The sequence below is a fragment of the Nostoc sp. CCY0012 genome (assembly GCF_963920855.1).
In the GTDB taxonomy this organism is placed as follows: Bacteria; Cyanobacteriota; Cyanobacteriia; order Cyanobacteriales; family Nostocaceae; genus Cyanocohniella.
The window spans coordinates 1-25,313 of sequence record NZ_CAWUDM010000028.1 but is presented as its reverse complement, the minus strand read 5'-3'; the positions used below and the strand labels follow the sequence as shown (position 1 = coordinate 25,313).

The 25,313-nt window shown below is 40.4% G+C and carries 19 protein-coding genes and 2 pseudogenes; 4 read left to right on the top strand and 17 right to left on the bottom strand.

The features are described from left to right. Nucleotides 1-43 precede the first annotated feature (43 nt). From ACM0OS_RS10400 to ACM0OS_RS10345, 12 genes and pseudogenes are all read right to left on the bottom strand, one after another. Nucleotides 44-2,275, bottom strand: a complete 2,232-nt coding sequence (locus ACM0OS_RS10400; RefSeq protein ID WP_414543108.1) for a GumC family protein — start codon at nt 2,273-2,275, stop codon at nt 44-46. Between the two features lie 58 nt (nt 2,276-2,333). After that, nucleotides 2,334-3,422 (bottom strand): glycosyltransferase, encoded by a 1,089-nt coding sequence (locus ACM0OS_RS10395; protein WP_414543107.1) that lies wholly within the window; start codon nt 3,420-3,422, stop codon nt 2,334-2,336. A gap of 231 nt (nt 3,423-3,653) precedes the next feature. Beyond that, nucleotides 3,654-4,967, bottom strand: coding sequence for an NAD(P)H-dependent oxidoreductase (locus tag ACM0OS_RS10390; RefSeq protein ID WP_414543106.1), 1,314 nt, complete (start codon nt 4,965-4,967; stop codon nt 3,654-3,656). A gap of 87 nt (nt 4,968-5,054) precedes the next feature. Further along, nucleotides 5,055-5,606, bottom strand: coding sequence for a dTDP-4-dehydrorhamnose 3,5-epimerase (gene rfbC, locus ACM0OS_RS10385; RefSeq protein ID WP_414543105.1), 552 nt, complete (start codon nt 5,604-5,606; stop codon nt 5,055-5,057). A gap of 41 nt (nt 5,607-5,647) precedes the next feature. Continuing rightward, the gene (locus tag ACM0OS_RS10380; RefSeq protein WP_414543104.1) at nt 5,648-6,487 is read right to left on the bottom strand and encodes a phytanoyl-CoA dioxygenase; all 840 of its coding nucleotides are present in this window, start codon (nt 6,485-6,487) and stop codon (nt 5,648-5,650) included. A 44-nt stretch (nt 6,488-6,531) separates the two neighbouring features. Then, nucleotides 6,532-7,524: pseudogene (locus ACM0OS_RS10375) on the bottom strand (glycosyltransferase family 2 protein). A gap of 58 nt (nt 7,525-7,582) precedes the next feature. Next, nucleotides 7,583-8,689 (bottom strand): CDP-glucose 4,6-dehydratase, encoded by a 1,107-nt coding sequence (gene rfbG, locus ACM0OS_RS10370; protein ID WP_414543103.1) that lies wholly within the window; start codon nt 8,687-8,689, stop codon nt 7,583-7,585. Between the two features lie 158 nt (nt 8,690-8,847). Then, nucleotides 8,848-9,621, bottom strand: a complete 774-nt coding sequence (gene rfbF / locus ACM0OS_RS10365; RefSeq protein WP_414543102.1) for a glucose-1-phosphate cytidylyltransferase — start codon at nt 9,619-9,621, stop codon at nt 8,848-8,850. Between the two features lie 574 nt (nt 9,622-10,195). After that, entirely contained in the window at nt 10,196-11,413 is a 1,218-nt protein-coding gene (gene lhgO / locus ACM0OS_RS10360) for an L-2-hydroxyglutarate oxidase (protein WP_414543101.1), read from the bottom strand. Nucleotides 11,414-11,636: 223 nt separating this feature from the next. Continuing rightward, a complete protein-coding gene (locus ACM0OS_RS10355; protein ID WP_414543100.1) occupies nt 11,637-13,820 on the bottom strand; it encodes a tetratricopeptide repeat protein in 2,184 nt (727 codons plus the stop codon). A gap of 76 nt (nt 13,821-13,896) precedes the next feature. Beyond that, complete coding sequence (locus tag ACM0OS_RS10350; RefSeq protein ID WP_414543099.1) at nt 13,897-14,715, bottom strand: PP2C family serine/threonine-protein phosphatase; 819 nt, start codon at nt 14,713-14,715, stop codon at nt 13,897-13,899. Between the two features lie 46 nt (nt 14,716-14,761). Further along, on the bottom strand, nt 14,762-15,436 hold the full coding sequence (locus ACM0OS_RS10345) for a vWA domain-containing protein (protein ID WP_414543098.1): 675 nt from the start codon (nt 15,434-15,436) through the stop codon (nt 14,762-14,764). A gap of 614 nt (nt 15,437-16,050) precedes the next feature. Between ACM0OS_RS10345 and ACM0OS_RS10340 the strand changes: the two genes are divergently transcribed. Further along, complete coding sequence (locus ACM0OS_RS10340; RefSeq protein WP_414543097.1) at nt 16,051-17,394, top strand: response regulator; 1,344 nt, start codon at nt 16,051-16,053, stop codon at nt 17,392-17,394. A gap of 64 nt (nt 17,395-17,458) precedes the next feature. Beyond that, the gene (locus ACM0OS_RS10335; protein WP_414543096.1) at nt 17,459-19,027 is read left to right on the top strand and encodes a WG repeat-containing protein; all 1,569 of its coding nucleotides are present in this window, start codon (nt 17,459-17,461) and stop codon (nt 19,025-19,027) included. Nucleotides 19,028-19,107: 80 nt separating this feature from the next. Here ACM0OS_RS10335 and ACM0OS_RS10330 read toward each other — a convergent pair whose 3' ends face one another. Both ACM0OS_RS10330 and ACM0OS_RS10325 read right to left on the bottom strand, forming a co-directional pair. Continuing rightward, complete coding sequence (locus tag ACM0OS_RS10330) at nt 19,108-20,256, bottom strand: AI-2E family transporter (protein ID WP_414543095.1); 1,149 nt, start codon at nt 20,254-20,256, stop codon at nt 19,108-19,110. A gap of 56 nt (nt 20,257-20,312) precedes the next feature. Continuing rightward, on the bottom strand, nt 20,313-20,507 hold the full coding sequence (locus tag ACM0OS_RS10325) for a hypothetical protein (protein ID WP_414543094.1): 195 nt from the start codon (nt 20,505-20,507) through the stop codon (nt 20,313-20,315). 232 nt (nt 20,508-20,739) lie between these two features. On the opposite strand from ACM0OS_RS10325, the pseudogene ACM0OS_RS10320 reads away from it, so the two are divergent. Both ACM0OS_RS10320 and ACM0OS_RS10315 read left to right on the top strand, forming a co-directional pair. Next, nucleotides 20,740-21,321 (top strand): annotated as a pseudogene (locus tag ACM0OS_RS10320) (ATP-dependent metallopeptidase FtsH/Yme1/Tma family protein); the annotation flags it as partial. A 283-nt stretch (nt 21,322-21,604) separates the two neighbouring features. Next, a complete protein-coding gene (locus ACM0OS_RS10315; protein ID WP_414543093.1) occupies nt 21,605-21,835 on the top strand; it encodes a type II toxin-antitoxin system RelE family toxin in 231 nt (76 codons plus the stop codon). 18 nt (nt 21,836-21,853) lie between these two features. On the opposite strand, the gene ACM0OS_RS10310 is transcribed toward ACM0OS_RS10315, so the two are convergent. The 3 genes from ACM0OS_RS10310 to ACM0OS_RS10300 all read right to left on the bottom strand — a co-directional run bounded on the left by ACM0OS_RS10310 (nt 21,854) and on the right by ACM0OS_RS10300 (nt 25,160). Further along, nucleotides 21,854-22,414, bottom strand: coding sequence for a Uma2 family endonuclease (locus tag ACM0OS_RS10310; RefSeq protein WP_414543092.1), 561 nt, complete (start codon nt 22,412-22,414; stop codon nt 21,854-21,856). A 223-nt stretch (nt 22,415-22,637) separates the two neighbouring features. After that, the gene (locus ACM0OS_RS10305; protein WP_414543091.1) at nt 22,638-24,419 is read right to left on the bottom strand and encodes a WD40 repeat domain-containing protein; all 1,782 of its coding nucleotides are present in this window, start codon (nt 24,417-24,419) and stop codon (nt 22,638-22,640) included. 363 nt (nt 24,420-24,782) lie between these two features. Beyond that, nucleotides 24,783-25,160: a hypothetical protein gene (locus ACM0OS_RS10300; protein ID WP_414543090.1), complete on the bottom strand. Its 378-nt coding sequence runs from the start codon at nt 25,158-25,160 to the stop codon at nt 24,783-24,785. Nucleotides 25,161-25,313 lie beyond the last annotated feature (153 nt).

Sequence of the window (25,313 nt, the reverse complement as noted above, 5' to 3'; positions counted from 1 at the left end):
GATCGCACATCAATAAAACTTCAGGATTTAGTCGTCCTACTAATTATTTTTCCAAGGCTTGTTTGAGGGCAAATTGAGACGGCTGGGGATACTGTACATAGGTACTACCAGAATCTGAGACTCCATTAGCCACAACTCCAATTAGATTTAACTTGCTCAACATGGCTGTAGCTTGGGCAAGTTGGCTGCGAGTCACTTTACTCATACTTGCAGCTAATACGACACTGCGACACGACGATGCTGTGAGCATAGCATCTACCAAACCCAAAACTGGTGGAGCATCTATCAGCACCAAATCATAATTCTCCTCAAATGCTTTCATCAATTGCATCATCCGGGGAGAACTTAAAAGATTCGCTGGGTCAGTAGGTCTAGGCCCGGCTGTCAAAATATCAATATAGGCAGAGCCTAAAGTGTGGATACCAATTTGCTCAGGTAAGGTGACATCACTAGCTAAGAGCGTCGAAAGCCCTTGTTCATTAGGAAGATTCAGCTGTTCGTGCAGATTGGGATCTCTTAAATTGGCATCAATCAGTAATACCCGTTTGTGTAAACGTGCAGCACTCATCGCCAAACCCAAAGCCAAAGCAGACTTACCCTCATCCGGTAAAGCCGAGGTAATCATCAACGACTTTAAGCTAGAAACAGTATTTAATAGTTCAATATTTTTGAAAATCAAATCCAAAGATTCCCAACGTGATGGAGATTGCAACACCTGAATCGTCCAAGGTGCTAGCACTTCAGGCTTACCAAAAGGCAACTTGATAATTGATTCTCTGGTTTTGGTGGATTGCAGTTTGGGAGTGGTTCCCAGCAATGGTAAAGGCACTTGCTTTTCCAATTCAGCCGTAGTGTGGACAGCATCATCAGATGCTTCTCGAATAAAAGCAGCAATCCCTCCCAACATCAAACCCACTACAGCACCTAATAAAAGATTCTGCTGGAGGTTGGGGCCTAACTGTGACCCTAATAATGGTTCTTCCACAACTTCCCAATTAAATCCACCTTTGGCAAGTTCTTGACGCAATTTTTGTTCTGCACGTAACAGCTGTTCTAACCTTTCACGGCTAAATTGTAGCTGTGGCATGATGCGATTGTAATAAGCTAACAAAGGCGGAAAGCGTTTGATTTCAAAACTCAGTTGACTTTCTTTCTCTGCCAAAGTTTGATCGCGGGCGCTTAAAGCAACTATGGTTGTTTGTGTCTCTACTAATTGACTAGCCAAGTTGAGGTCAATTTCACCGAATTGTCCTTGTTCGAGTAACTGTACCCTGGAAGACAAGACACCATTGGACTGTACGCCTAAAGTTCTGCTTACCTCTTGTTGCAATAATTCCTTCTGACTTTGCAGTTGTTCTCCGAGTTTCTGCACACTAGGAGTTTCATCTGTAAACCGCAGACGTTCTTGAGCAAGAGCTAATTCTGTTTTTTGAATTTCGTTGAGTAAGCCTTGGTAACGAGTAGATTGACTTAAACGAGACGCAACCAAAGCATTTTGTGGGGAACGATTAAGTTGTTCTTGTAGAGATTTTTGGCGCGCCACAGCCTCTTGATATTGGGAACGAGTAGCACGACGTTCTTGCTCAATATTATTTAAAGCATCTTCAAGGGCCTTGGCTTGTGATTCAGGATCAATTAAGTTCTGGTTGCGGCGAAAGCGTTGTAGGTTAGTTTCTGAAGCATTCACTTCTTCACTCGCCTTACTTAATTGTTCCCTAATAACTTGTAGACCTTTTTGTAAACGTGAATCCTGCTGCTGTTTGTTGTATTCTACATACACTTGTTGAATGGCAGCCAAAACTGTTTGTGTTTTTTGTGGGTCTTGGGCAGTATAGTCTACTTGGAATATTTTTGTGGCTACGTTATCTTCTGGATTCCTGATTTGATTGAGGACTAAAGATTGTTTGATTTCATTAACAGTGATATCAGGATATGTCGGCTTCAGTTTATCAACCGCTTTTTGAATCAATCCTGAACTTTGCATTAAATTTAGCTGAGTCGCCGTGTCTATTTGCACATCAGGCTCAAGAAACTGATTATCTGGCCCTGGCTCTCTTCTACCTTGATAGTTTGGTTCTACCAGCAATTGCATGGAACTTCTAAAAGTAGGTTTAGTTCTCGAAGTTACAAAAGCTGAAATAGCAACACAACTAATAAATACTGCAATAAACCAAGGAAATCGGCGAATAAATATTTTAAATAACTGTCCGTAACTTGGTTCTGTATTAGAGTCAATACCTGGATTGAGACTCGGATTTAGTCTAACTTGATTCATGTTTATTATCCTGATCTACGAGACGCTACGTTTAGCGGGCTAAAAATTCCCAAAATCATTAATTGGCGCCACAAGTTTGCTCAATAAGTTTCTCAACCTTACTGAAAAAAACTGGTTCTGAAAAATTGTTCACTGCATGATTACGAATAGTTTCATAATTCCAAGTGATTTCTCCGGATTCTAGTAATGCAGCTTGTAAAGATTCGGGTGTTTGTCTTTTAAATAAAACTCCGGTTTCGCCATGTATTTGAGTATCTAATACCCCACCTGCGCCGTAGGCAATAACTGGTGTACCACTGGCATTTGCTTCTACTGGAACTAATCCATAGTCTTCTAAGGCAGCAACTATGATGGACTTGGCTTTGGAAAATAAGTTTTTGCGTTGACTATCACTGACATGTCCTAAGAATTCTATATTATCTAAAGCTTTGGCTTTTAAACGTGCTTGTTCTGGCCCATCACCTGATATTAATAAGCGCCAACCTAACCAGTTAAACGCTTCGATAATTATATCCAGGCGCTTATAGCTGATCATCCGCGCTGAGGCTAGATAATATTCATCCTTTATATCAGAAAACAAAAAATTATTTGTATCAATTGGATAGTTAATCACAATCGATGGTTTATTGTAAATTTTTTGGATACGGCGAGCAACTACACTGGAATTAGCAATGTAAAGGTCAGGTTCTTGAGCATATTTTAGGTCTACATTTCGCATTAACTGAAATACTTGTTCAATTAACGGAGCGAAGTAGCGATAATCTCCATATTCACGTAAATAAGTTTCCGTATCCCACAAGAAACGGGTAACATTATGACAAAAACAAATATGTTTGGCATCTGGTCTTTTGCGTACTGCTTTGGCGAAGCTGGTACTACTACTAATAATTAAATCATAGTCTTGTAAATCTAAAGTCCGAAAGGCCGGAAAATACAAGGGAGCCATCAATCTAAAATACTTAGTTGCGCCCGGAATATTTTGCAAAAAAGTAGTTTTGACGATGCGATCGCCCATATCAATAGTTTTGTGCGGATTGTATAAAGAGGTGAAAACATCCGCGTCAGGATAGCGTTTACACAGTAATTCAAATACGCGCTCTGCTCCACCGCGTTGGGTTAAGTAATCATGGACTAGAGCAATTTTCATAGTTCGTAATTAGTAATTAGTAATTCGTCATAGCATTCCAATGCACCCAACGTGAAGGCTTTAGCAATACGTAATTCTGAATTAAGAAAAGAAAGTATTTGTGATATGGGGTTTCTTTCTGCAACTTAATTTACGCAGGTTTATTTGTTGAAGATTCCCCCCAACTCCTTTTTAACGGAGTTAGAGGGATCAAAACCTTAACTGAACGATATTGGTAGAGAAATATTGATGCTATCCAACTGTGGCCAGAACTTTTTCTGATGCAAAATAAGTGTTTTGTTCAGCGCGGAGTTGGTCACAAAGTCTACCTGGTGGCAACTCTACATCATCGTAAGTGAGGACTTGATCCTGGGGAATATCTCGTTTGAGACGACATCCTTCGGCTAAACCGATTGGTAGGAGTTTTTGTTCTTGCACTATGGGAGAATTTTCACATTGGCCGTAGGTCATGTAGTAGCCAATACCATCTAGGGTTTCTCCTGCTTTCAGGTTAATTTTGGCGGTGGTGACTACATCTACCACTGGGCCAGCTAGTGGAGATAAAACAGTATCTTGGAACAGGACAGCCCGTGCTACAGATAGGGGAACTTCAAAATGACAGAGGTGATAGGGGGTATAGAAACTATAAAGAGGGCCTTCACCTAGTTTGTATAAGTCTAAATAATGGCGTTGTTTGGGGTCTTCGTGAGTGGCAAAAACAAACACACCAGGGCTAGGTTTAGCACCTACGACGTAATCAACAATGCCGCCTAGTTCTTGTAGTTGGTCAACGTCGTACATATGGGTCATTTCATCTACATGACCACTGAAGTTGTACCCCAGCATTCCGCGCTGGGCGACTTTCATACCTGTGGCGTTGGCAACTATGGCTTGCTCGAAGGAGATTTTTGTGCCGTCGGCAAAGCTGGTTACCATGTGGGCTTTTTGACCCCAACGTTTGGCAAATCCTTCTTGAGTGGTGGGATTGCGGTAAGGGTCTTGGAGTCCTTTAATGTTACCGCACAATAACGGAGTCAGACCAATACTTTTCACAAAGCGGTAGAGATTCATTTCTACCCCTGGTTGGTCACCATCACAAGCGCTGAGAATGACTCCAGCTTTATCGGCGTACACTTTGAGCATGGGGCCGATGGTGGCATCAAGTTCAGCATTCATCATAATTACATGTTTGCGATGCGCGATCGCTTGCATGACAATATGAGCGCCAAATTCTACTGCACCAGTCACCTCAACGATGGCATCAATACCCTCAGCTTGGCAGAGTAATTGAGCATCTTCGGTAACTGCATACTTATGGTTAGCGATCGCGTCTTCTAATTCAGTTACACTCGTAACAACTTGCACATTTTCTCTGCCAGCTTCTGTGTAAGCTCGTTTAGCTGCATCAAATTGACGGCTAAAAACAGCAACTAACTCCATTCCGGGAACTGAATTAATAATTTGATTAGCAATTCCCCGACCCATAAAACCAGCACCAATCATCCCTACTTTTACGGGATTACCTGCTGCGGCACGGGCTTGTAAGGCACGATCAATAATAATCATTAGTAAGTTCCTCTATAAATTTGTGTTGGGAGTGGGGAGTGGGGAGTAGGGAGTAGGGATTAGAAAACACGCTCTAGGCTCTAGCTACTAATCTCTACAACCGACAGGCATCATTTCTAATAACATCCAATTTGAGTCTTTCTCGGAAATTTCAGTTACTTCCAGAGGCCATTCAATATTAAAAAATGGGTCGTTATAACGTAATCCCCGTTCATATCCAGGTGTATAAAATTCACCCACTTGATACACTACTTCAGCGTCATCTGTAAGGGTTTGATAACCGTGGGCAAACATTTCTGGCACATATAAAGCGCGGTGATTTTCTGCGGACAATTCCACACCGATATGTGATAAAAAAGTCGGTGATTCAGGACGCATATCAATAATTACGTCATAAATAGCGCCTTGAGTACAACGAACTAATTTTGTTTCGGCGGCTGGAGAAACTTGATAATGCATTCCCCGCACTGTGCCTTTTTGATGATTGAAAGATATATTGCATTGGGCTACTGTGGGCTTTAAACCATGCGCTATAAATTCTTGAGCGCAGAAACCACGAGCAAAAAATCCCCGATGATCAGGCTTCTTTTCTACATCAACAATGAGCGCGTCTTTAAGTGCAGTTTTAGTAAATATCATTGCTTATTTCGAGGGAAATTTTAATTAGTTGTGTGAAAAATTCAACTATGAACTGAGGTATTACTTAACGCTGGAATAGTAAAAGTATTATCCCAATATTGTCTGCAAAGCTCCGGTCTTTTAGGAGGATTAGCAGTGTAAGCAAAAAACAGTGTAGACCGTTCTTCTGTGCGAATTGTTCCATGATGTAAAACGGCTCTGGTATCAGCAATAATTACTGTGCCTGCTGAACCAACACAAGATTTACAAGCTGATTTAGGGAGAATTTTTGCTAGCTCTTCATCCTTGAGACCTAAGTAACCAGATTGTTGCAGCTTACGGTCAACGCGATAGCCATTAAAATTAGGTATGGAAGTTAAAGAACGTGGAATATATTCAAAGGGTCCATGCTGTTCTTCAACATCATGCAAATAAATAATGACTTTAATCATCCGCCTATCTTCTGAATCTTTATGCCATAGTAGTGTCCCAAACTCATGTTGATTAGAAAAATCTTTACGTAAATGAACGCCATGAAAAGTAATAGGAAGTCCAATGTAATTTTCAATGATGTTTAACAGTCTTCTATTACTTCCCCATGTGGAAAATTCGGGTAAACTTGTAACTGTATAAATCTGGGGTAATTTATAAGTTAAATGGCTATTACTTACCTGCTTCATTTCCAGCGATAGGCTGTGAGAGGCTTGCAGCAATTCTCTAGTAGAAGGTAATCCTAAATCTGCCAATGTTGTAATATAAGCACCCTCTTTTTTGAGAGTATCAACAATCCAGCGATCACCTAGTGATAATTGAGGTAGTTTTTTGGCATATCTCAGCAACGAGGCTTCATAATCTAGTTGAGATTTATAAGCTAATAGCTTTTTTTTAATGTTGTTGATCATCACCAAAATGCCTGGATTTATTGAATGTAATTAATGCTGAATGCTTATGAAGCCTTGATGGAAATTTTCTGCAAATGTCCTATTCCAAATCTATTCCCTAGCATAGTTTTAAAAGCAGACAAACAAACCAAACTCAAAAAGGGACCCACCATTTTCATGGCAGACACAGGCCATCTTCGTAAACCACCCAAAAATACTTTCATATTTACTTGTTTGAAATTTTGTAAGATCATTCGACGACAAAATTCTTTAGAGTATCCATTTTCTTCCAATTTGACAATAACTTCAGGTATATGTTTGTATTGCATTAATAGTGCAGAATCCGCTTCTTTTTGCCAATAACTCACACCAACAATACATTCCATATAAGTATCTTTAGTGACAATAACTTGACCATTAGCAGCACAATAGCCAGCTAAATATGCTAAAGATAACCAATTACTTGGAGCCTCTGGCCAAATTTCTAACGCGCGTTTGATTAAGTCAACACGATAGACTGAAGCCGTCAGAAAACTAACTGCACCGATACTTTTAGCAAAGCAATATTCAAATATTGACTTGCCGTCTTCATTACCATCTTCGGTATCAGCATCAAACCAACGATTACCAACGATTGTTGGTGGATGAACTGGTTCATTAGTCAGCTTATTGCGTCCAGAAAAATTCAGAAATAATAATGATAATTTTTCTTTATTCTTTAACTGATTCATCAGATAACTAACTGCTCTTAGCTGAATGGGGTCATCATCTCCAATTGTCCAAATATATTTTGTTTCAGCAGAAGTTAGGCAACGAATAATATTTTTGATCAATCCCAAATTTTCAGGGTTTTTATGGGATTTAAATGTAACATTAGTGAGAGCATTTTGCCATTTCTTGATAATTTACTGAGTATGGTCAGTTGAACAATTATCAGAAACAAAAATTTCACAGTCAGACTCAAAACCTTGAATAGCTTGAGCTAGCCATGCTAACTGTTTATCAAGTAGCTCGGCACGATTATAAGTAGGAATGGCAATTGTGAGTAATTTATGCATATTCAAAAAGTTGTTTAGCTTGTGAATTTAACTCTAGTGAAAGTATTCTGATGAAGGATTAAACTCCTAACCGAGAATTTTCTCGTCGTGAAAAATTTGCAAGTTGCATAAACTGCTGGATTTGAGATTGGCTTTTTTGCTGCATATCATGGCCTTGTTGCCAGGCTTTAGTCCAATCCACAATCCAAGCTAAAGCTGTGGTTAAGTCTAATTGAGGTTCCCAGTTAATTTGAGTGCGGGCTTTAGAACAATCTAAGGTTAATAAATTGGCCTCATGCGGTTGCACTCCACCATCTTTAATCCAATTGACATTTTCGCCCCAAAATTGCTGGAGTTGGTCAACTACCCAAGCTACAGTCTTGACTCCTGATTCACTCGGCCCAAAATTCCAGCCTCCGCAATATCGTGAACCTTGAGTAAAGAGTTTTTCTGCCAGCATTAAGTAACCATTGAGTGGTTCTAGAACATGTTGCCAAGGACGCACAGCTTGAGGATTTCTAATGACAACTTCTTTATCGGCTAGCCAAGCATTGAGAATATCAGGCACTAGTCGGTCTTTAGCCCAATCTCCTCCGCCAATGACATTACCCGCGCGGACACTGGCTACAGCTACTTGATGTTGGTCGTAATCAGCAGGATTGAAGAAAGACTGACGATAAGCAGTAGTGACTAATTCAGCACATCCTTTGCTGCTACTGTAAGGGTCGTATCCACCCATAGCATCAGTTTCGCGGTAACCCCAAACCCACTCACGATTTTCATAACACTTATCAGAGGTAACTGAAACTACGGCTCTGACGCTGGATACAGATCGTACTGCTTCCAATACATTGACTGTACCCATAATATTCACAGCATAGGTATCTACTGGGTTGTAGTAAGATTCCCGCACCAATGCTTGAGCTGCCATATGGATGACAATATCTGGTTGGTAGGCTTGCATCACTTGTTTGAGCAAGTCTAAATCTTTGATATCTCCTACCACCGATGTCATACCATTAGCAACATGAGCTAACTCAAACAAATTTGGGGATGTAGCCGGAACTAAAGCATAACCACATACCTTAGCGCCTAACATTTGTAGCCACAGAGATAACCAACTACCTTTAAAGCCAGTATGTCCTGTTACAAAAACTTTTTTTCCAGTCCAAAAATTTGATTGCATTACCAAATATGCCTTGTTGTTTGACCAGAATTTCTTCAGCCATCTTGGCTAGGAGGTTAAGTTTACCTAATTTATCCAGGCGATCGCCTAGTCATCCGGGACAATTGATCACGAATTGGATAATGAAAATAAGACAACTGTTTCTCTTACTAGCCCCTCTACCACATTTTCCAAGGAGCCTGACCACTCTTCCATAGCTCCTCTAAGTGTTGTTTATCCCGTAAAGTATCCATCGGCTGCCAAAAACCAGTATGTTTAAAAGCCGATAACTGCTCCATTTCAGCTAGCTTTTCCAATGGTTCTTTTTCCCAAACTGTGGAATCATCAGCAATTAAGTTAATTACTTCTGGTTCTAAAACGAAGTAACCGCCGTTAATCCAGGCACCATCACCTTCGGGTTTTTCCTTAAAGCTATTGATTTTAGTTTGTTCTTGACCTAACGAAATAGCCCCAAACCGTCCTGCTGGTTGTACTGCACTGAGTGTTGCTAAACTATTTTGTTCTTTATGAAATTGAATTAGTTCTGTGATATTTATATTACTCACACCATCACCATAGGTGAAGCAAAATGTGTCATTACCAAGATGTTCACTAACACGTTTTAAGCGTCCACCTGTCATGGTGTAATCGCCTGTATTTACTAGGGTGACACGCCAGGGTTCAGCATAACCAGAATGGATGTTCATCTGGTTAAATCGCATATCAAAGGTCACATCCGACATGTGTAAAAAGTAATTAGCAAAATACTCTTTAATGATGTAGCCTTTATATCCACAACAAATAATGAAGTCATTGATACCGTGAGCCGAGTAAGTCTTCATTATGTGCCAAAGAATTGGTTTACCACCAATTTCTACCATTGGCTTTGGTCTGATACTAGTTTCTTCACTGAGGCGTGTACCAAGCCCTCCAGCCAGAATCACCGCTTTCATAAAATTACCTTGGGGATTTGCAGGGAGATGATTTTATTTCAATTTTTCGGAAATGAAGAGGATGCACTTGGATTGAATAAAATTGCCTGAATAATGTCTTTTCTCAGTACATAATCTAACGATTATTTTGAGCAAAATAGTAAAGAATATGTAAATAAATTTCTTTTGTATATAAAACCTTGATGAATATTTATTATAATTCAAATTAGATAGTTATACGTTGGCTAAAAATAATACCCAATAAGAATAAAAAATAAGTAATATTGACTGTTGTTGTGCTAAAAATTGTATTATTCAAAACAAAAATAATTATTCAAAACCAGAGAATAAGTTTATAGCAATTGCCGTAAATTTCAAGGTATAAAATTATCAAAATACTCGGTTAAAAATAAACTTTCACATCTGTTTATTTTTGACTATGAGAGGGTGTTTTAAAAGTTTTGGGTAAATATAATTTGCTACTACACAAGCAGAATTTATCTCCGTGCATTAATAAAAAGGTAAGTCTCGATGAGACAACGCTGCTGAAGGGTTAGGCGATTTTCACTGGCGTAGCGTGTCTCATTCGACTCTATTACGAATTACGAACGACCATCTCCAGATGAGATTGTTGAGGAATTTGCGCCACAACAGCTTTGCCGATTTCCAAAGAAGAAGTAGCCGCTGGGGAAGGAGCATTGCAAACATGGATGGAGTTTTGACCTGGTACGATCAAAAAGTCATCTACTAGTTTGCCGTTGTTCATCAATGCTTGTGCGCGGACACCTGCATGAGTGGGGACTAAATCTTCGGCTTGAACTTCGGGAATGAGCTTTTGCAAACTTCTGGTGAAGGCGGCTTTACTCAAAGAACGGATGATTTCTTGAATGCCTTCATCTGCATGTTTAGCTGCTAGTTTCCAGAAACCAGGGTAGGTGATAACCTCGGCAAAATCTCGCAAATTAAAATCGGTTTTTTTGTAACCTTCGCGTTTGAGGCTGAGAACTGCATTTGGCCCAGCATGAACGCTACCATCAATCATTCGGGTGAAATGAACGCCTAGGAAGGGGAAATCTGGATTAGGAACTGGGTAAATGAGAGTTTTGACCAAATAACGTTTTTCGGGGGTTAGTTCGTAATATTCTCCGCGAAAGGGGACTATTTTTGCCTGGGGTTTTACCTGGTTTAATTTAGCAAGGCGATCGCTATGCAATCCGGCACAATTGATCAAGAAACGTGTGGCAAAATTACCGTTGTTGGTTTCCAGTACATGATTTTTATCACTAGAAGAGATTTTTAGCACCTTGGTATTCAGGCGTAAATCTCCACCCTGCTTCTCAATTAATTCGGCATATTTTAAACAAACTTGTTTGTAATTAACAATACCAGTAGAAAATACCCGAACTCCACCTACACAGTTAACATGAGGTTCAATTTCTTTAACTTCTGCGGGACTAATTTTTTGGACTGGTATGCCGTTTTCTAAGCCGCGTTGATAGATGTTTTCTAAGCGAGGTAGTTCTTCTGTCTCAGTGGCTACGATGACTTTGCCGCAAACTTCATGCTCTATTCCATGTTCTTGGCAAAATTTCACCATTGAGTGACTACCATCACGGCAAAATTTAGCTTTAAAACTCCCTGGTTTGTAGTAAATTCCGGAGTGAATAACTCCGCTATTATTACCAGTTTGGTGAACTGCCCAGTTATTTTCTTTTTCTAAGACTAAAATGCGTGCATTGGGATAGCGCTGACCTAAAGCCATCGCTGTAGACAGTCCAACTATTCCCCCACCGATAATAGCAAAATGATACATGGTATGCACTTGAAAATTTTGTGTAGTTAATATCTATTAACTACCATACTTTCCCAGGAGCCTGATTTTTCTTCCATAGCTCCTCTAAACATTGTTTATTGGCACTATCACAGTAAGTGATAAGAGTCAGCTAATGCCAACCCTTATCGTGTAGAGTTTTGCCTGAATCAAAGACAAAAAATCTCTATAAAAAAACTAGTGTTTAAATTTACTAGTTTTCTAATTAATTTGTATTTGTGTATTGCCACATAGCAGAACTTTGTAAGAAAGCACTACATTGACTTTCTATAATTACACAAATGCTACTGAGTGCCTGTTGATAAATTTCCGTATCCTCTTGTTCTAAGGAGAATTTAGCGGCTGTTTGTAAATCTTCAATAGCTTTCAGATTATTAGGATCAGATTCCTGACCACTATATTGTGTGAGTTCATAGCGAATCATCCCTCGCTTGAGATAGACTTTTGCCAATTTGTCATTAATTTTCAGTGCTTGGTTAAAGTCAGCGATCGCCTGTTGATAATCTTGAATAAAATCGCTACTAAATTGGGCCATTTTGTAACGCACATCGCCCCGTTGAAAATACGCTTCGGCGTTAGATACATTTAATCGAATTGCCTGGGTAAAATCAACAATGGCTTGTTTGTAATCTCGTAAAGATTCGCTACTATATCTAGCCATTTGCGAACGGACAATACCCCTTCTGAGAAAGGCTTCTGTTTCTTGATTGTTGATCCGCAGAGCTTGATCGAAATCCGCGATCGCTAAGTGATATTCTCGATCAGGATCATGGCTAAATTCAGCTAGCATATAACGAGCATTGCCCCGGTTGACAAAAGCTTTGACTTCTTGGGGATTAATTTTCAAAGCTTGGTTATAGTCTGTCAGCGCGCCTTCATAATCTTTCAAGTTGTAGCGCGCATTACCTCGGTTAACATATGCTCTGGCACTTTTCGGTTCCTGTTTTATAGCTTGGCTGAAGTTTTCCACTGCTTGCTCATAATCTCTGATTTGGTAAGCAGCATGACCTTGTTGATAGTAATCTGCGAAAGTTAAAGTCTCCTTATCGGGTGTCGGGCGTGCCATCAACGCTTGTTGAGTGAAAGCATTTTGGGAAACATAGGGACGAGTAAATTTCACCATCACGTCCAAATAACCCAACACACCCACACCGAGTAGACACAAGACAGCCGGATACACTTTCGCTTTCTTCTGAACAGGATAAGAGGAATAGCTAGGGTTAGCTACAGGCTGCCAATAATTGACTGGATATAGCGGCATCGCTGGCTGTGGTGAACGGGGCCGCTGGGCATATCGCCTTTTAGGGATACTTCTTGGCCGGAGATGTTCTTTATTTTCTACTGCGCGTGAAGATGGAAAAGGATCACGTCCACCCAAGCGGGAAGCACGTTCACACCAAGGACAGCTCTCTAAGTGGTTGTTGTAACGGTGCTGAGGATTAACAGTGCAAGTAATTAGACTATCTTCAGCTTCCGCCAAAGCTAACAGCCAAGTTTGGGCGCTGGGACGCAGCTGCGAGTCATTGTGACCATCCTCAAAACAACGTAAAAACAATTCCTGTAATTTGGGATGCAGAACTTCCCAAGCAGGTGCTATGGGCGTAGGTCGATAAGGTACTTGTCGCTTTTGACTGTAGGTAAAATGTCCAGCCGCAATTCTGGCTTCGTAAGGTGGTGGTTCAGGAATCCCTTGAAATATCCCCGAAAAGGGGTGAGTACCTTCCATTAACAGTTGAAAGATCAACACCGCCAAACCAAAGGAATCGTGGACAATTTCCCGGTCATGTTGAGCAAAAGTTTTATTTTGTAGTTCCGGTGGAGTAAACTCTGGTTTACCCACTGGACAGCGATAAACAAGATCATTATTATCTGAATCGCGCACCTGAAAAGAGTCTGTATCTACCAAGGTGACTAATGCTGTGTCGCTCACCAGAATATTTGACTCATTCACATCACCAACGCAATATCCACTATTATGCAAAGCCGCAAAAGCCGCCGCTAAGTTGCGTGCAGTGCGAAGCAAGTACTGATAGTTGAATAAAGGACAATGTTGTCGCCGAGTGCTGGGATTATAAAAATCGATAATTGGCCGCATCCCGCGAATCCGGGGCATTAAAAAGCCGATAATGCCATTATTAGCATCTGTCGCCCTTAATAAATCTTGTGGCCAAGCAATAGAAATATGTCCCAAGCTAGCTGTAGGGTTTTCCGGCGGGTTAGCAAGCATCGCTCGGAGTTTGTGGGCGTGAGCATCTGTAGGCTTATGATAAACCTTTGCTACTAAATCACCAGAAGACGGTACGGCATAAATACAAGCTTCACCGCCGCGCCCCAAGCTAACGCTAAGGTTGATAATTTCTTGCTTGGGAAAACAACGTAGTACCTGCATGATTTAATCACGGTGAATGGAGTTATGAAAAAAACCGATCTAGCAGATCACCAAAAAATCAATTCGCAATTCGTAATTATTCTCCCCTGCTCCCTGCTCCCTGCCCCCCTGCCTCCTCTTCTTTAAAGGCAGCTACAATCAGCGTCAAATCATCATCAGTACGTTGTGTAATCCGCTCAGAACCTAAAAACTTCACCAACTGCTCTTTTGCTAGTGTTTTATCTTCGGCACTTTCTACAAAGTCGAACAAGGGAAAAAAGAATGGTTTGTGAGGTTCACCAACAACCATATTTAAAGCCAGCATTTGTAGTCCGTCAGTGAGGAGACTAACGTTAACTATAGTTTCTCGCCATAATCTCATTTGTGCCGAGTCTAAGGCACCAGGCGAAGTTAAAAAAATGGTTTCGTTGATGTATTCGCCATTGTCCGGTATTGTCAGCGCCAGTAAGTTACCTTGATTATCCTTAGCTACTGCCAAACCATCACCAATCTGGACAACTGCCACCATCTCTGGTGTGGCAACCATAATAATTAAGGTTGTTGCTAAATCTTGAGGCTGTTTGCTACATGCTACGGCTTCATCCTCCACTGCTTTTTTGGCAGCTAGCAAAGCCTCATTTAATAGCGATTGCACAAATGCATCTTGTGCTAAAGACTCTCGAGTAATTTCTTTGAGAGATAGAGCCTCTATTGCTGTTTCCACAGCCACCATTGCTCCCACTTTCCCTTGGCTGGCAGAACCTGCACCATCAGCAGCAGCGGCTACTAACACATTACCCGGCAACAGTTGCCAGTGGTGAGCATCTTGACACAGCTGCTTGTTTTTGACGTGGCTTGTACCACATACAGATGCGGCGACTACCCGCCAATGAGATATCTGTTTTGTTGTGTTCATAGATTTTGTAAAGGCAGCTAGCTGTGTGAGTAAGCTGTTAAGCAGCTTAAAGTGTTCCCCAGCCAATGGGTGGTAGTGCTACCTGTTCGTCTACCTGAGAATGGGAAACTGCTGACATACTAGCTGACAACCAAACAAACATCTCAATAAAGTTTAATCCTTTGAGTTTGAGCGGAGTTCGCACAGCTAATTGATTTAAACGCATCATATTAGCATTTTCCACTCCTACTGTGAAGAATGCTACGCGCTTATTTGCTTCATCTCCTTGTAAGCGTTGTGCTGCTTGCTCTATTAGATGATCTAATTCGCCCTGTGGCTCTCCATCTGTAATCATAAAGACCCAAGGACGATAATAAGCAATGCCGTTAGCACGATAAAGAGATTTACGCTCTTGCACCATGTCTAAGGCTTTATGGATTCCCGCCCCCATAGTTGTTAGACCCTGTGCTGTCAAAATCGGCGGATTGAATTGGTCTGCTGTCACAAAGTCTTGCACTATATTGACATGACTATCAAAAGTGATGATGGCTACTTCTACTCTTCTGGCTGCTAAAGAATTTTTGACTAATTCATCTTTTAAACTCAACAAGCCCTGATTTAAAGCCTCGATGGGATCTCCTTGCATTGAGCCAGATGTGTCCAACAACAAAACACAAGGACAACGTGGTTCTGGATTTTCCGCAAACTCTACTACTTCATCAAGTCTTAAGGTATCATGCATAACTTTTTGTGTTATTTTATATGGCAATTGCTTTATTTTCCTTTTTTCAAAGTATATAGTTTGATTTCCGGAGCCTACAAGGCCAAAAATGGATGTTTACGAGTTATTAGTTGAATCTTTATTAAACAGATAATTTTCCCTAAATTAACTACACATTTATTTAAGAAAATCTTTATCATTGTTGCTTGTGAAGCAAAAGAATTACTTATATGGGATTTTGGGCATATAGGTAACGTAGGTACGACTTACGCACTCGCTACGAAAATAAAGGCTTTGAGATTGCTAGAGCCTCCGGCACGCTACGCGGTAAGCGCAGCCATGCCCGTTAGGGCTTTACCCTACGATATCTTCTCTGCGAGACGCTACGCGAACGATGGGCTTCGCCTACGCAATAACGAAAATACGTGGTTGGTTACGTAAGTCCTGATAGGCTGTTGCCAAAATTTTTAGGTTTTGGTGAGTAATTCTTACCCTACTACCGACACTTGCTGACCCCAGAATCCGCGTCTTTTTAAAGAACAGAATGTCAAGAATTATTAAAGATCACCAAGTCTCACAGCTTAAGGATTCCCAATAAACATATTTTCGGTATAATTACACAAAAACTTGAAAATATGAATAATTTGGGCACCTTCATCACACTACGTCCCCAAAGCTTGTTAAGACAATTATGTAGCTGTTATGACACTACCTGCATAACCGCCTCTAGTAATTTAGTTACTTGGTTAATTTACTTAGACCGGGGGAGAATCACTTATGCGACCCATTCAATCGAGCCTTTTGAGCGAATAGAACGCCATCTCAATCGCCTCAGTCATGAAATTCCTCACATTAGTCATGAAGTTCATGTGCAATTACGTTTGATTTTTGAACCTGGATTATACAATCAGTACAGTGAAGATGACAGTGTGAGCAGTGAGCAGCCTCCTGATTATCAAGCTATATATTGGCTAATTAATCAAGGATATCTGGATCATACACAAGCAACATTGCTGATTCAAGAATTAGTCAAAGAAGTAATTGAATCCTTTTTGTTAATCAAAACTGGTACTTATGAGTTAAGCGATGCACAAGAAGAAGTACGAGAAATATGCAGACTAGATGTAGAAAAAGTTATAGAATACTGCCAAATACAATTACATAATTGGCAATCTTTTTCGCCTTATATCTCTTCACCTTACCAACGACCGTATGTGTTAAGCACTAGCACATTACTCAGCAGAAAATTTCCAGACCTCCAAGCAAATTTAATTAATAAAATGAAAGGTATCAGTTTACGTCATCTTGCGGAAATTACAAATCAAGATGAACTTGAACTGGCTAAAAAGTTATATCCTTACATTATCAAAGGCGGGATTATATTACATGAACCAGACCCCCCATTTGATAAGTTACCGCATACAGGAGAAAAGTTTTCCGCAATTCCTACCTCTACCCATCAAAAAATCTTACTTAACCGCAAAACAGTAAGTAGAAACTTGACTCACTCGGATGCAGATGTTTCTGTGCCGACAAGAGAACAAGAACCAGTAATATCAAATAACATAAATATTCCCTCCCAAAGAGTAACCGCTGCTACCCTAACGCCTAAAAAGCTTTATAAAATTGTTTCGGTGGATGATAGTCCCACAATTCTCAAGGAAATTAGCCGTTTCTTAGAAAATGAAAATTTTAATGTGGTCGCTATTAATGAACCATTAAAGGCAGTCATGTCAATTATTAGGCACAAACCAGACTTGATTTTATTGGATCTGAATATGGCAGGTCTTGATGGTTATGAGTTGTGCCGTATTATACGCAACAATCCCATGTTTCAACGGACTCCCATTATTTTTGTTACAGGTTACAAGGGAATTGTGGATAAGGTGAAAGCAAGATTTGTCGGTGCATCTGGGTATTTAACCAAACCTTTTACCCAGGCGGAATTGTTAAAAATAATTTTTAAGCACTTGAATTAAAAAACACAAGCTATTGGTAACATGATATCAACATCTTTTCTGGGTACGCATTCCTATTTAAATCATGCTTGAGCCGATAAATCTTGTTGATATTAATAGCCATTGGGCGCAACAATGTATAACTCAGTTAGTATCTCGGCAAATAGTTAAGGGTTATCCTGACAAAACTTTTCGCCCGGAAGGAACAATTACCCGCGCCGAGTTTACGGTAATTTTGCAAAAAGCATTTACCGATCAACAGACAACTGTTAATGTACCCCCGCTGAATCAAGATGTGTACTTTTCTGATGTAGCGAAAAGTCATTGGGCATATAACGCCATTCAACTAGCTGCACACAGAAATTTTGTTGTGGGTTATCCTAACGGCACCTTTCAGCCCAATCAAAATATATCTCGTGTTCAGGCGATCGCAGTTATCAGAAACATATTTAATTTTCCTGGACAAAAGAATACAGAGCAAGTCCTGAAGCAATATTTTGATGATTGGCAAACAATTCCCGCCTATGCTCAAGGTGCGATCGCTACTGCATCGGAAAATTTTTTAGTTGTCAATTATCCTCAGGTGAGAAGGTTACAGCCTAACCGCAATACTACTAGAGGAGAGGCTACGGCTTTGATGTGTCAAGCCTTGTCAATCTGGAACAAAATTCCTGCTCAATATGTTGTGGGTAGTCAAGCCTTTGCTATTCAACCGCAGTTTGATGAAGTACAAGCTTTTTCGGAGGGGGTAGCTTGGGTAAGAGTTGATCGTAAATGGGGTTTAATTGACAAGACAGGAAATTTTTTGATTAAACCTGAATACTATACGCAATATCCATTTTCTTCAGGATTAGGGTTAGTTACTATTGGTGGCAAGTTTCGCTACATCGATAAAACAGGAAAAATTATTATTGCCCAAAACTTTGAGCAGGCTAATAGCTTTGCAGAAGGATTAGCAGCCGTGAGTATTAATGGCAAATATGGTTATATTAATCCTCAAGGTAAGTTTGTAATTTCGCCACAATTTGATACGGCGATGAATTTTTCTGAAGGATTAGCATCTGTAAGAATTGCTGATCAATGGGGATTTATTGATCAAAGTGGTAAGTTGGTTATTCAACCTCAATTTAAATGGGTAGAGCCATTTTCTGACAAAGCTGCATTTGTGAGTGATGGAATTAGTAAGTTTGGTTTTGTTGACCAAACAGGACATTTTACAGAAGTAGAACAACTACAATCAGTTGATGTTAATGCACCTTTTTACGAAGGTCTAGCAAGGTTCCAACTCGTTGCAGGTGATGGTTTTATCGATAAAACAGGTAAATTGGTACTTCCTCTGACATATCGAGCTAGCAACTTTCATGAAGGACTAGCAGCAGTATATAGCAACAACAAAAGTGGCTTTATTAACAAAACAGGAAAAGTTGTCATTCCTTTAATTTTTGATGGAGCATCTATATTTTCTGAAGGGTTAGCGAGCATTAGACTTGATAATAAATTTGGTTATATTAATAAGTCGGGAAATATAGTGATTCGCCCCCAATTTTCTCAAGCAGGTGAGTTTAAAGAAGGTATGGCACCTGCGGCAATTGGCAGTGGCTACTACCAAGGGAGCTATGTGAGAAAATGGGGTTATATTGCCAAACCCAAGTAACTACTACCACTGCGCGGAAGTCAAGGAAGTGAATCCTTCCCCCCTGCCCCCTGCTCCCTGCTTTTTCACCCCACAGATGACTACTCTTCTTGTGGTAAAGGTTCATCAATTGGATGCTCTGGCTCGCTAGTTTTATTATCTACTGACCAATCAATATCTGACATCGGTGATTGAGAAATAATCACCAACTCAGTTTCTTGGCGATGGCTATTACCCCATTCATCTAGCACATCTTTAATCAATACCTCTTGCAGCCAAATTTTAGCCACAACAGTTAAGGGTAGGGCGAGAAATAAACCTAAAAAGCCAAAGAAGGTGACAAAAAAGAGTTGGGAAATTAATGTTACTGCTGGTAGTAATGAAAGTTGATGCGCCATCACAGTGGGGGTGACAAAGTTAGCATCAATCTGTTGAATTACAAGGTAAAGTAGCAACACAATTAAAGCTTTCCAGGGGCTATCTAACAAAGCGATCGCTATTGCTGGAACTACACTTAATGTGGGCCCCAAATTAGGAATTAAGTTGAGAAATCCTGCCAAAACGCCTAAAGCTAAAGCTGCCTTCACCCCCAAAACTGATAAGCCAATCACACTCAACAGCCCCACTACAATCGTAGTAATAAAAGTACCTGTGATCCATCCCTCCAATGAAAGTTCGCATTTATCTAAGATGCCATCGATCCGTGGGCGGTAAAAAGAGGGAAACAGCCGGATAAATAATCGGCGATAAGCCTGAGGATCGGCTAAGAACATTCCTGTTAATACCAAGACTAGTAAAATTTTGAGTAAGACTTCTAAAGAGCCAGAAACAAAGGCAAAAGAACTACCCAATATTTCATTCACAAAAGGCTGCGCCTGTGCAATCAGATCATTGAGATTAGGGATGTAAGGAGCTAATTGCTGAGGAACAAGAGTTTCTAGTTGTTGTAGCCAACTATTAAAACGAGCAAAACCTTGAGGAACTCGATAAGTTAGTTCTTGAAACTGTTGTGCAAAAGGCGGCACAATCAGCCAGAAAAAACACACGACTCCGGCAAAGAAAATAGTCACCGATAAGAAAACAGCAAATCCACGCTTTAGCCCTGAACTTTGAAAGCGTTTCGCTAGCCGATTTAAGGTAGTAGCCAAAACCACTGCGGCAAACATCAACAAAAGTACTTGCCGAATTTGCCACAATATATATAAACAGAGAACTATAGCAATTAAGCCGATCCATTGACCAAGGTTCACCGGCTGACTCCCAACTGTGTAATGCAAATGAGGTTAGCTGATTGTAGCAACTTCCGCTAATTTTGTTTTGATACTGACTGAAATCGCCAAAATAAAGCGATCGCTATGATCAAAGTCGGTAACGAAACTATAATTAGTGCATTAGCATCTGTCGCTGGAATCGATAAACTTGGTGCTGCATACTTAATCAAGAATGACAGCAAAGCCGAAAGTAACAGCAATTTCCCCACAACTCCAAAATTATTTTCCATCGTAGTACGGCAATACACATATTTCTGTAGGGTATACCCAATATTGGGCTACTGTCTCTATTTTCTAGAATAGACTTAACAGATACAATACTTTACTCATCACTCATAATTATCTTAATCGCCATAGAGTACCAGTATTAATATTTTTGTCGTTTCCCCATCACACCAACACCCATCCTCATCTAGCCCCTAGCCTCTAGCCCCTAATGTCGAATTTGGAGGGTACATCTAAATGCCTGTAGAAACCAATAATAACAAACCCAATAAACAGCCGAAAACCAGCCAATTTGGCGGTACTTTACTAATTTTGTTAAGTTTTTTATTACTGCTTAACTTTATTGTTCCCAGCTTCTTGGGGATGGGTCAATCACAAGTTCCCTATAGTGAATTTATCGCTCAGGTGCAAGACGGTAAAGTTGAACAAGCTCTTGTGGGTAGCGATCGCATTGAATATACCATCAAAACTCAAACCCCTGAAGACGAAACTGTGGAACAGGTGTTTACCACCACACCAGTAGCCCTAGATTTAGATTTGCCGAAGATTCTCCGGGAAAATAATGTAGAGTTTACTGCACCACCACCATCACAAAACGGCTGGATTGGCACATTACTAAGTTGGATTGCACCACCCTTAATTTTCTTAGGGATTTGGGCCTTTTTAATCAATCGTCAGGCTGGTGGCCCGGCTGCATTAACAGTAGGTAAAAGTAAAGCCCGCATCTACTCAGAAGGTGTCACTGGTGTGGAATTTAGTGATGTTGCTGGTGTGGATGAAGCCAAAGCCGAACTCGAAGAAATTGTTGATTTTCTCAGAGTTCATTTGTACAGAATGCGGATATCACGAACACGCTGACATCGGTGCTGCAAAGACTATTAGAGATAGAGGTTTGGAAATAGTACGCGGGGACTCTGCGAAACTAGGTGTTAATCACCAAAACGCCCAAAAGATGAGCCAGTGCGGTCTTGGGGTCTCCCCAAGTAGAGCATCTGGCGGTATCACTACGCTCTATGAGCAAACGTAGTGAGTTTGGGAACCTGAGTAATCAGGATATTAAGATTGAAAGGTCTTAAGAATCTCCGTGGCTTCAGCCCGGAGAGTGTCAATAGACTTGCAAGCCAAACAGTTTAAGCAAGTTGTATCAAAAATTTTTTCACTTCAAGGTAATCCTCAGCCCCAAGACTGTAAAGCTTTGAAGGGATATCAAGGTGGTTATCGTGTTGATCAAGGTGAATACAGAATTTTGTACACCATTGATGAAGAGAATCAGCTAGTTAATGTTTTCCGTGTTGGTAAGCGTAATGATAATGAAGTCTATAGGAATTTATAAATTTTTCAGGACTTAAAATTAATCAAAATTCAACCAGCTAAAAACTTGTTCTACTGTCAATGGCAACTCGATACCTTCAATTATTGGCAACTGATTAATACCTTCGTAAACTTCAACTCTTTGACCAGAAAACACCGCTAAAATACTTTCTGTTTCTGGATCTAGTAACCAGCCTAATTCAGTGCCATTGCGTGAACAATGCAATAATTTACTAAGAACTTTAGTTTGGCTTTGGTCTGGAGAAAGAACTTCAATGGCCCAATCGGGATAAATTTCGATACGGTGCGCAATTCTTCCAGACGAACTTTTAGGTATTCTCTCCCACCGGAAGACGGTGACATCGGGGACAATAGAAGCACCGCCAAAAGTACAGCGTAATTCAGCAAACGCCATAGCAATTTTCTGATTTTTCGCTATGCCATTGATCACTTCGCAGAGAGTCGTCTGAAGTAGACTATGTTCACCTTGGGGCATAGGTTTTTGAATAACTTCACCATTAACAAATTCTGATGCTGGCTTAGTTTCTGGTAGTTTGAGAAACTCGGCTAAAGTGAGTTTGGGTTTACTAGCTACAGTCATAGATAATTCGTCGTATACCGGGAAATAGATAAATCAGTGGGTAAAGGTAGAGGCGATAGTTTAATTATGTGCGATCGCCTAACACACTGTTAAGGGACTCCTAGAAAATAAATTATCCAATTTACTCAAACAATATTTGTCGTCTTCCCCCTGCTCCCCTGCTCCCTTGCTCCCTTGCTCCCCTGCCTACCCAGTGATAGGAAATTTTTTTAGCTGGAAGTCCCTAACTCCTCTGCCAAATTTTGATAGTCTTATCCAAACTGGCACTCACCAAAATTTCCCCGGAATCAGTGAAGGCTAAAGCTGTGACTGTATTACCATGACCCGCAAAAGTACCTAACAATTCACCTGTTTCTAAATGCCACAACTTGATAGTTTTATCAGCACTACCACTAGCGATAATTTGTTCATCAGGACTCAGAGCGATCGCACATACTTGATCTGTATGGCCTTTCAGGGTGCGAATTAATTTCCCAGTTTCCAAGTGCCAAAGTTTAATTGTTCGATCCCAACTGCCACTAACTAGCAGTTTACCATCTGCACTGAGTGCCAGGGAACGCACGATATGAGAATGACCGGTGAGGGTGTATAGCGGTTCTGTATCTTTGAGAATTTTGCCTCTGGTGGGATGTGGGGTTTGCCAGACTTTGATTTTGCGATAGCTACCTGTAACTAGAGTTTGCCCGTCTCGACTGAGAACTAGAGAATGAGCTGCTGTATCATCTAAAGATAAAGCGATCGCTACTTGACGTTGCATCAAATCCCAAAACAAAACTTTGCGATCGTCCCCACCAGTGACTAACATCCGTCCATCGGGTGTAAAAGCCACGCACCGCACCATACCATTATGTTTGTGCAGGATATCTATTAAATCTAGCGCCCCTACATGCCAAATCTTAATCGTAGAATCTGCACCGCCACTAACTAAAGTTTGTCCATCGGCATTAAAGGCGAGAGAATTTACTTCATCTATTAGCCCAGACATCACCCAAGGGTATTCTGATAATGTCTCGATTAACTCGCCCTTAGTTAAATCCCATAGCTTTGTCTCGCCACGACTACCACTAGCTAAAATGGGCAAGTTTTGACCATTGTTACATCTGGAACTAAAGGCGAGGCAATTAATTCCTCTAGTATGACCTTTCAAGGTTTGCCAACATTCCCAATCACCAATTATTTCTTTGCGGGGATGTTCTGGCGGTAAAGTATCAATTGTTTCGGTAATGATTTTTTCATCACCGAATAACTGTATCTCTTTTGCCGCATTTTTTTGGGTAATTAATGATTCTAAATACCAACTCAATCCCCCCGCATACAACAAGTTACTCGGAGTAATATTTAGTTTAGATTCTGTAAATTCAACTTGATTACTAGGTAAAAATCCAGTAATTACAGCGTGTTTTTCGTAACCTAATTTACTACTAGATGGATAAAATAAACACAGAAAAATTAATACTTGGTGATTTCTTAAATCCTCTTGAGTAACTGTCCACCTAATTTTATTTTTCTTAATACCATTAAAACTTTCTCCATCAGCCGCGTAAACTTGAATACTCAACTTAGGGTTATCTGCCAGCACATAAGTAAATTTACTTTCCCCGCGCAAATTTCCTTCATCATCTAATACCATGTTTCGCAGAACATCCTGGGGCAGTTTTTTCACCAACTTGCCTAGACGTTCAGCCATTACCTGTCCTACAATTTGTTCTCGCAAAAGATAATCTTCTGCTTGCTGCTGAAAAAATTTAGGAAAAGGAATTACCCAGTCAGGAGGTTCAGGGTATTCAGGTGGTATGGGGGGCGGATTTCTGGCGATAATTTCGGCCTGTTGACGCGAAAACTCCAGGATTTTCACCAACGGATCACCGGAAAATGCCATAATTTCGCTGTGGCATCCTTTAACTTGACTTTCCAGCAAAGATAAATCGTAAGTTTTAGGTTTTTTCACACGTTGCAGGAAATCAGCTTGTTGAGCTTTGAGTAAGCTAATCCAATCCATCTGCATTCCAGTGGCACGACATTATTGCATACCTAAGGTAAGCTATACCAACACAATTACTCAAGTTTACAACCTCTAGTTAATTAAAAATTACGTGAACCTCTCAGTCTAATAGAACACATTTATAGTTATATGTTCGTGTCGGCATATATCTAGGCAGCAATCAAACTATTGATTGACTGATGTATGGTCAATTCGATGATGTCCGTCAATTCTAACTAACCTCAAGCACAAGATACTGTTTCTAGGGAAACACTTCTATCTGCAAAAAAAAGTAAGGGTTGAGAAAAACTAAGATATTGGCGGGGCAGTTAGGATCACAAATACAGGTGCAAATAAACAGCAATCACCATCAGTGTTGAATAATGGCTAATTTTTAGTTTTTTTGTCATTATTGTTAGGCTTATTGATGTTGCGTGTTTCTAACTGTTTAATTTTCATTTGTAGGTCAAATTCGTCACTGCTAACTATTGTTTCTAAATCGGCTACTCTTTGTTGCAACATTTCTAGCTGCTGTGGTGGTAAATAGTGAGATTTTGATTTTTTATCATCAGAACGCCAGATAGCTACAGTACTAACCGCTGCACCCCCAAGGGCGGCTAAAGGAAGAACCGGGCCGCTTCTAGTTACAGCTGAAAGGGGGATACACAGAGCCAAAATACCAACGGTATATCCCCAGATTTTTTGAGTAGCCATTACTCTGACATCTTCAGATGATTCTATGTTGTTTTGCTGTTTCTTCGCCATAAGTTTCTCTGAGAAGATTTACTTGCTAGATTGGCATAATTTCTCACAAAAATCTTCCTGCAATTGGGTTAAGTATAATTACTCGGTGTTGAAAAGGCTAGAGGCTCAGGTGAAAAAGCAGGGGGCGGGGCGGAAGAAGCAGGGGAGCAGGGG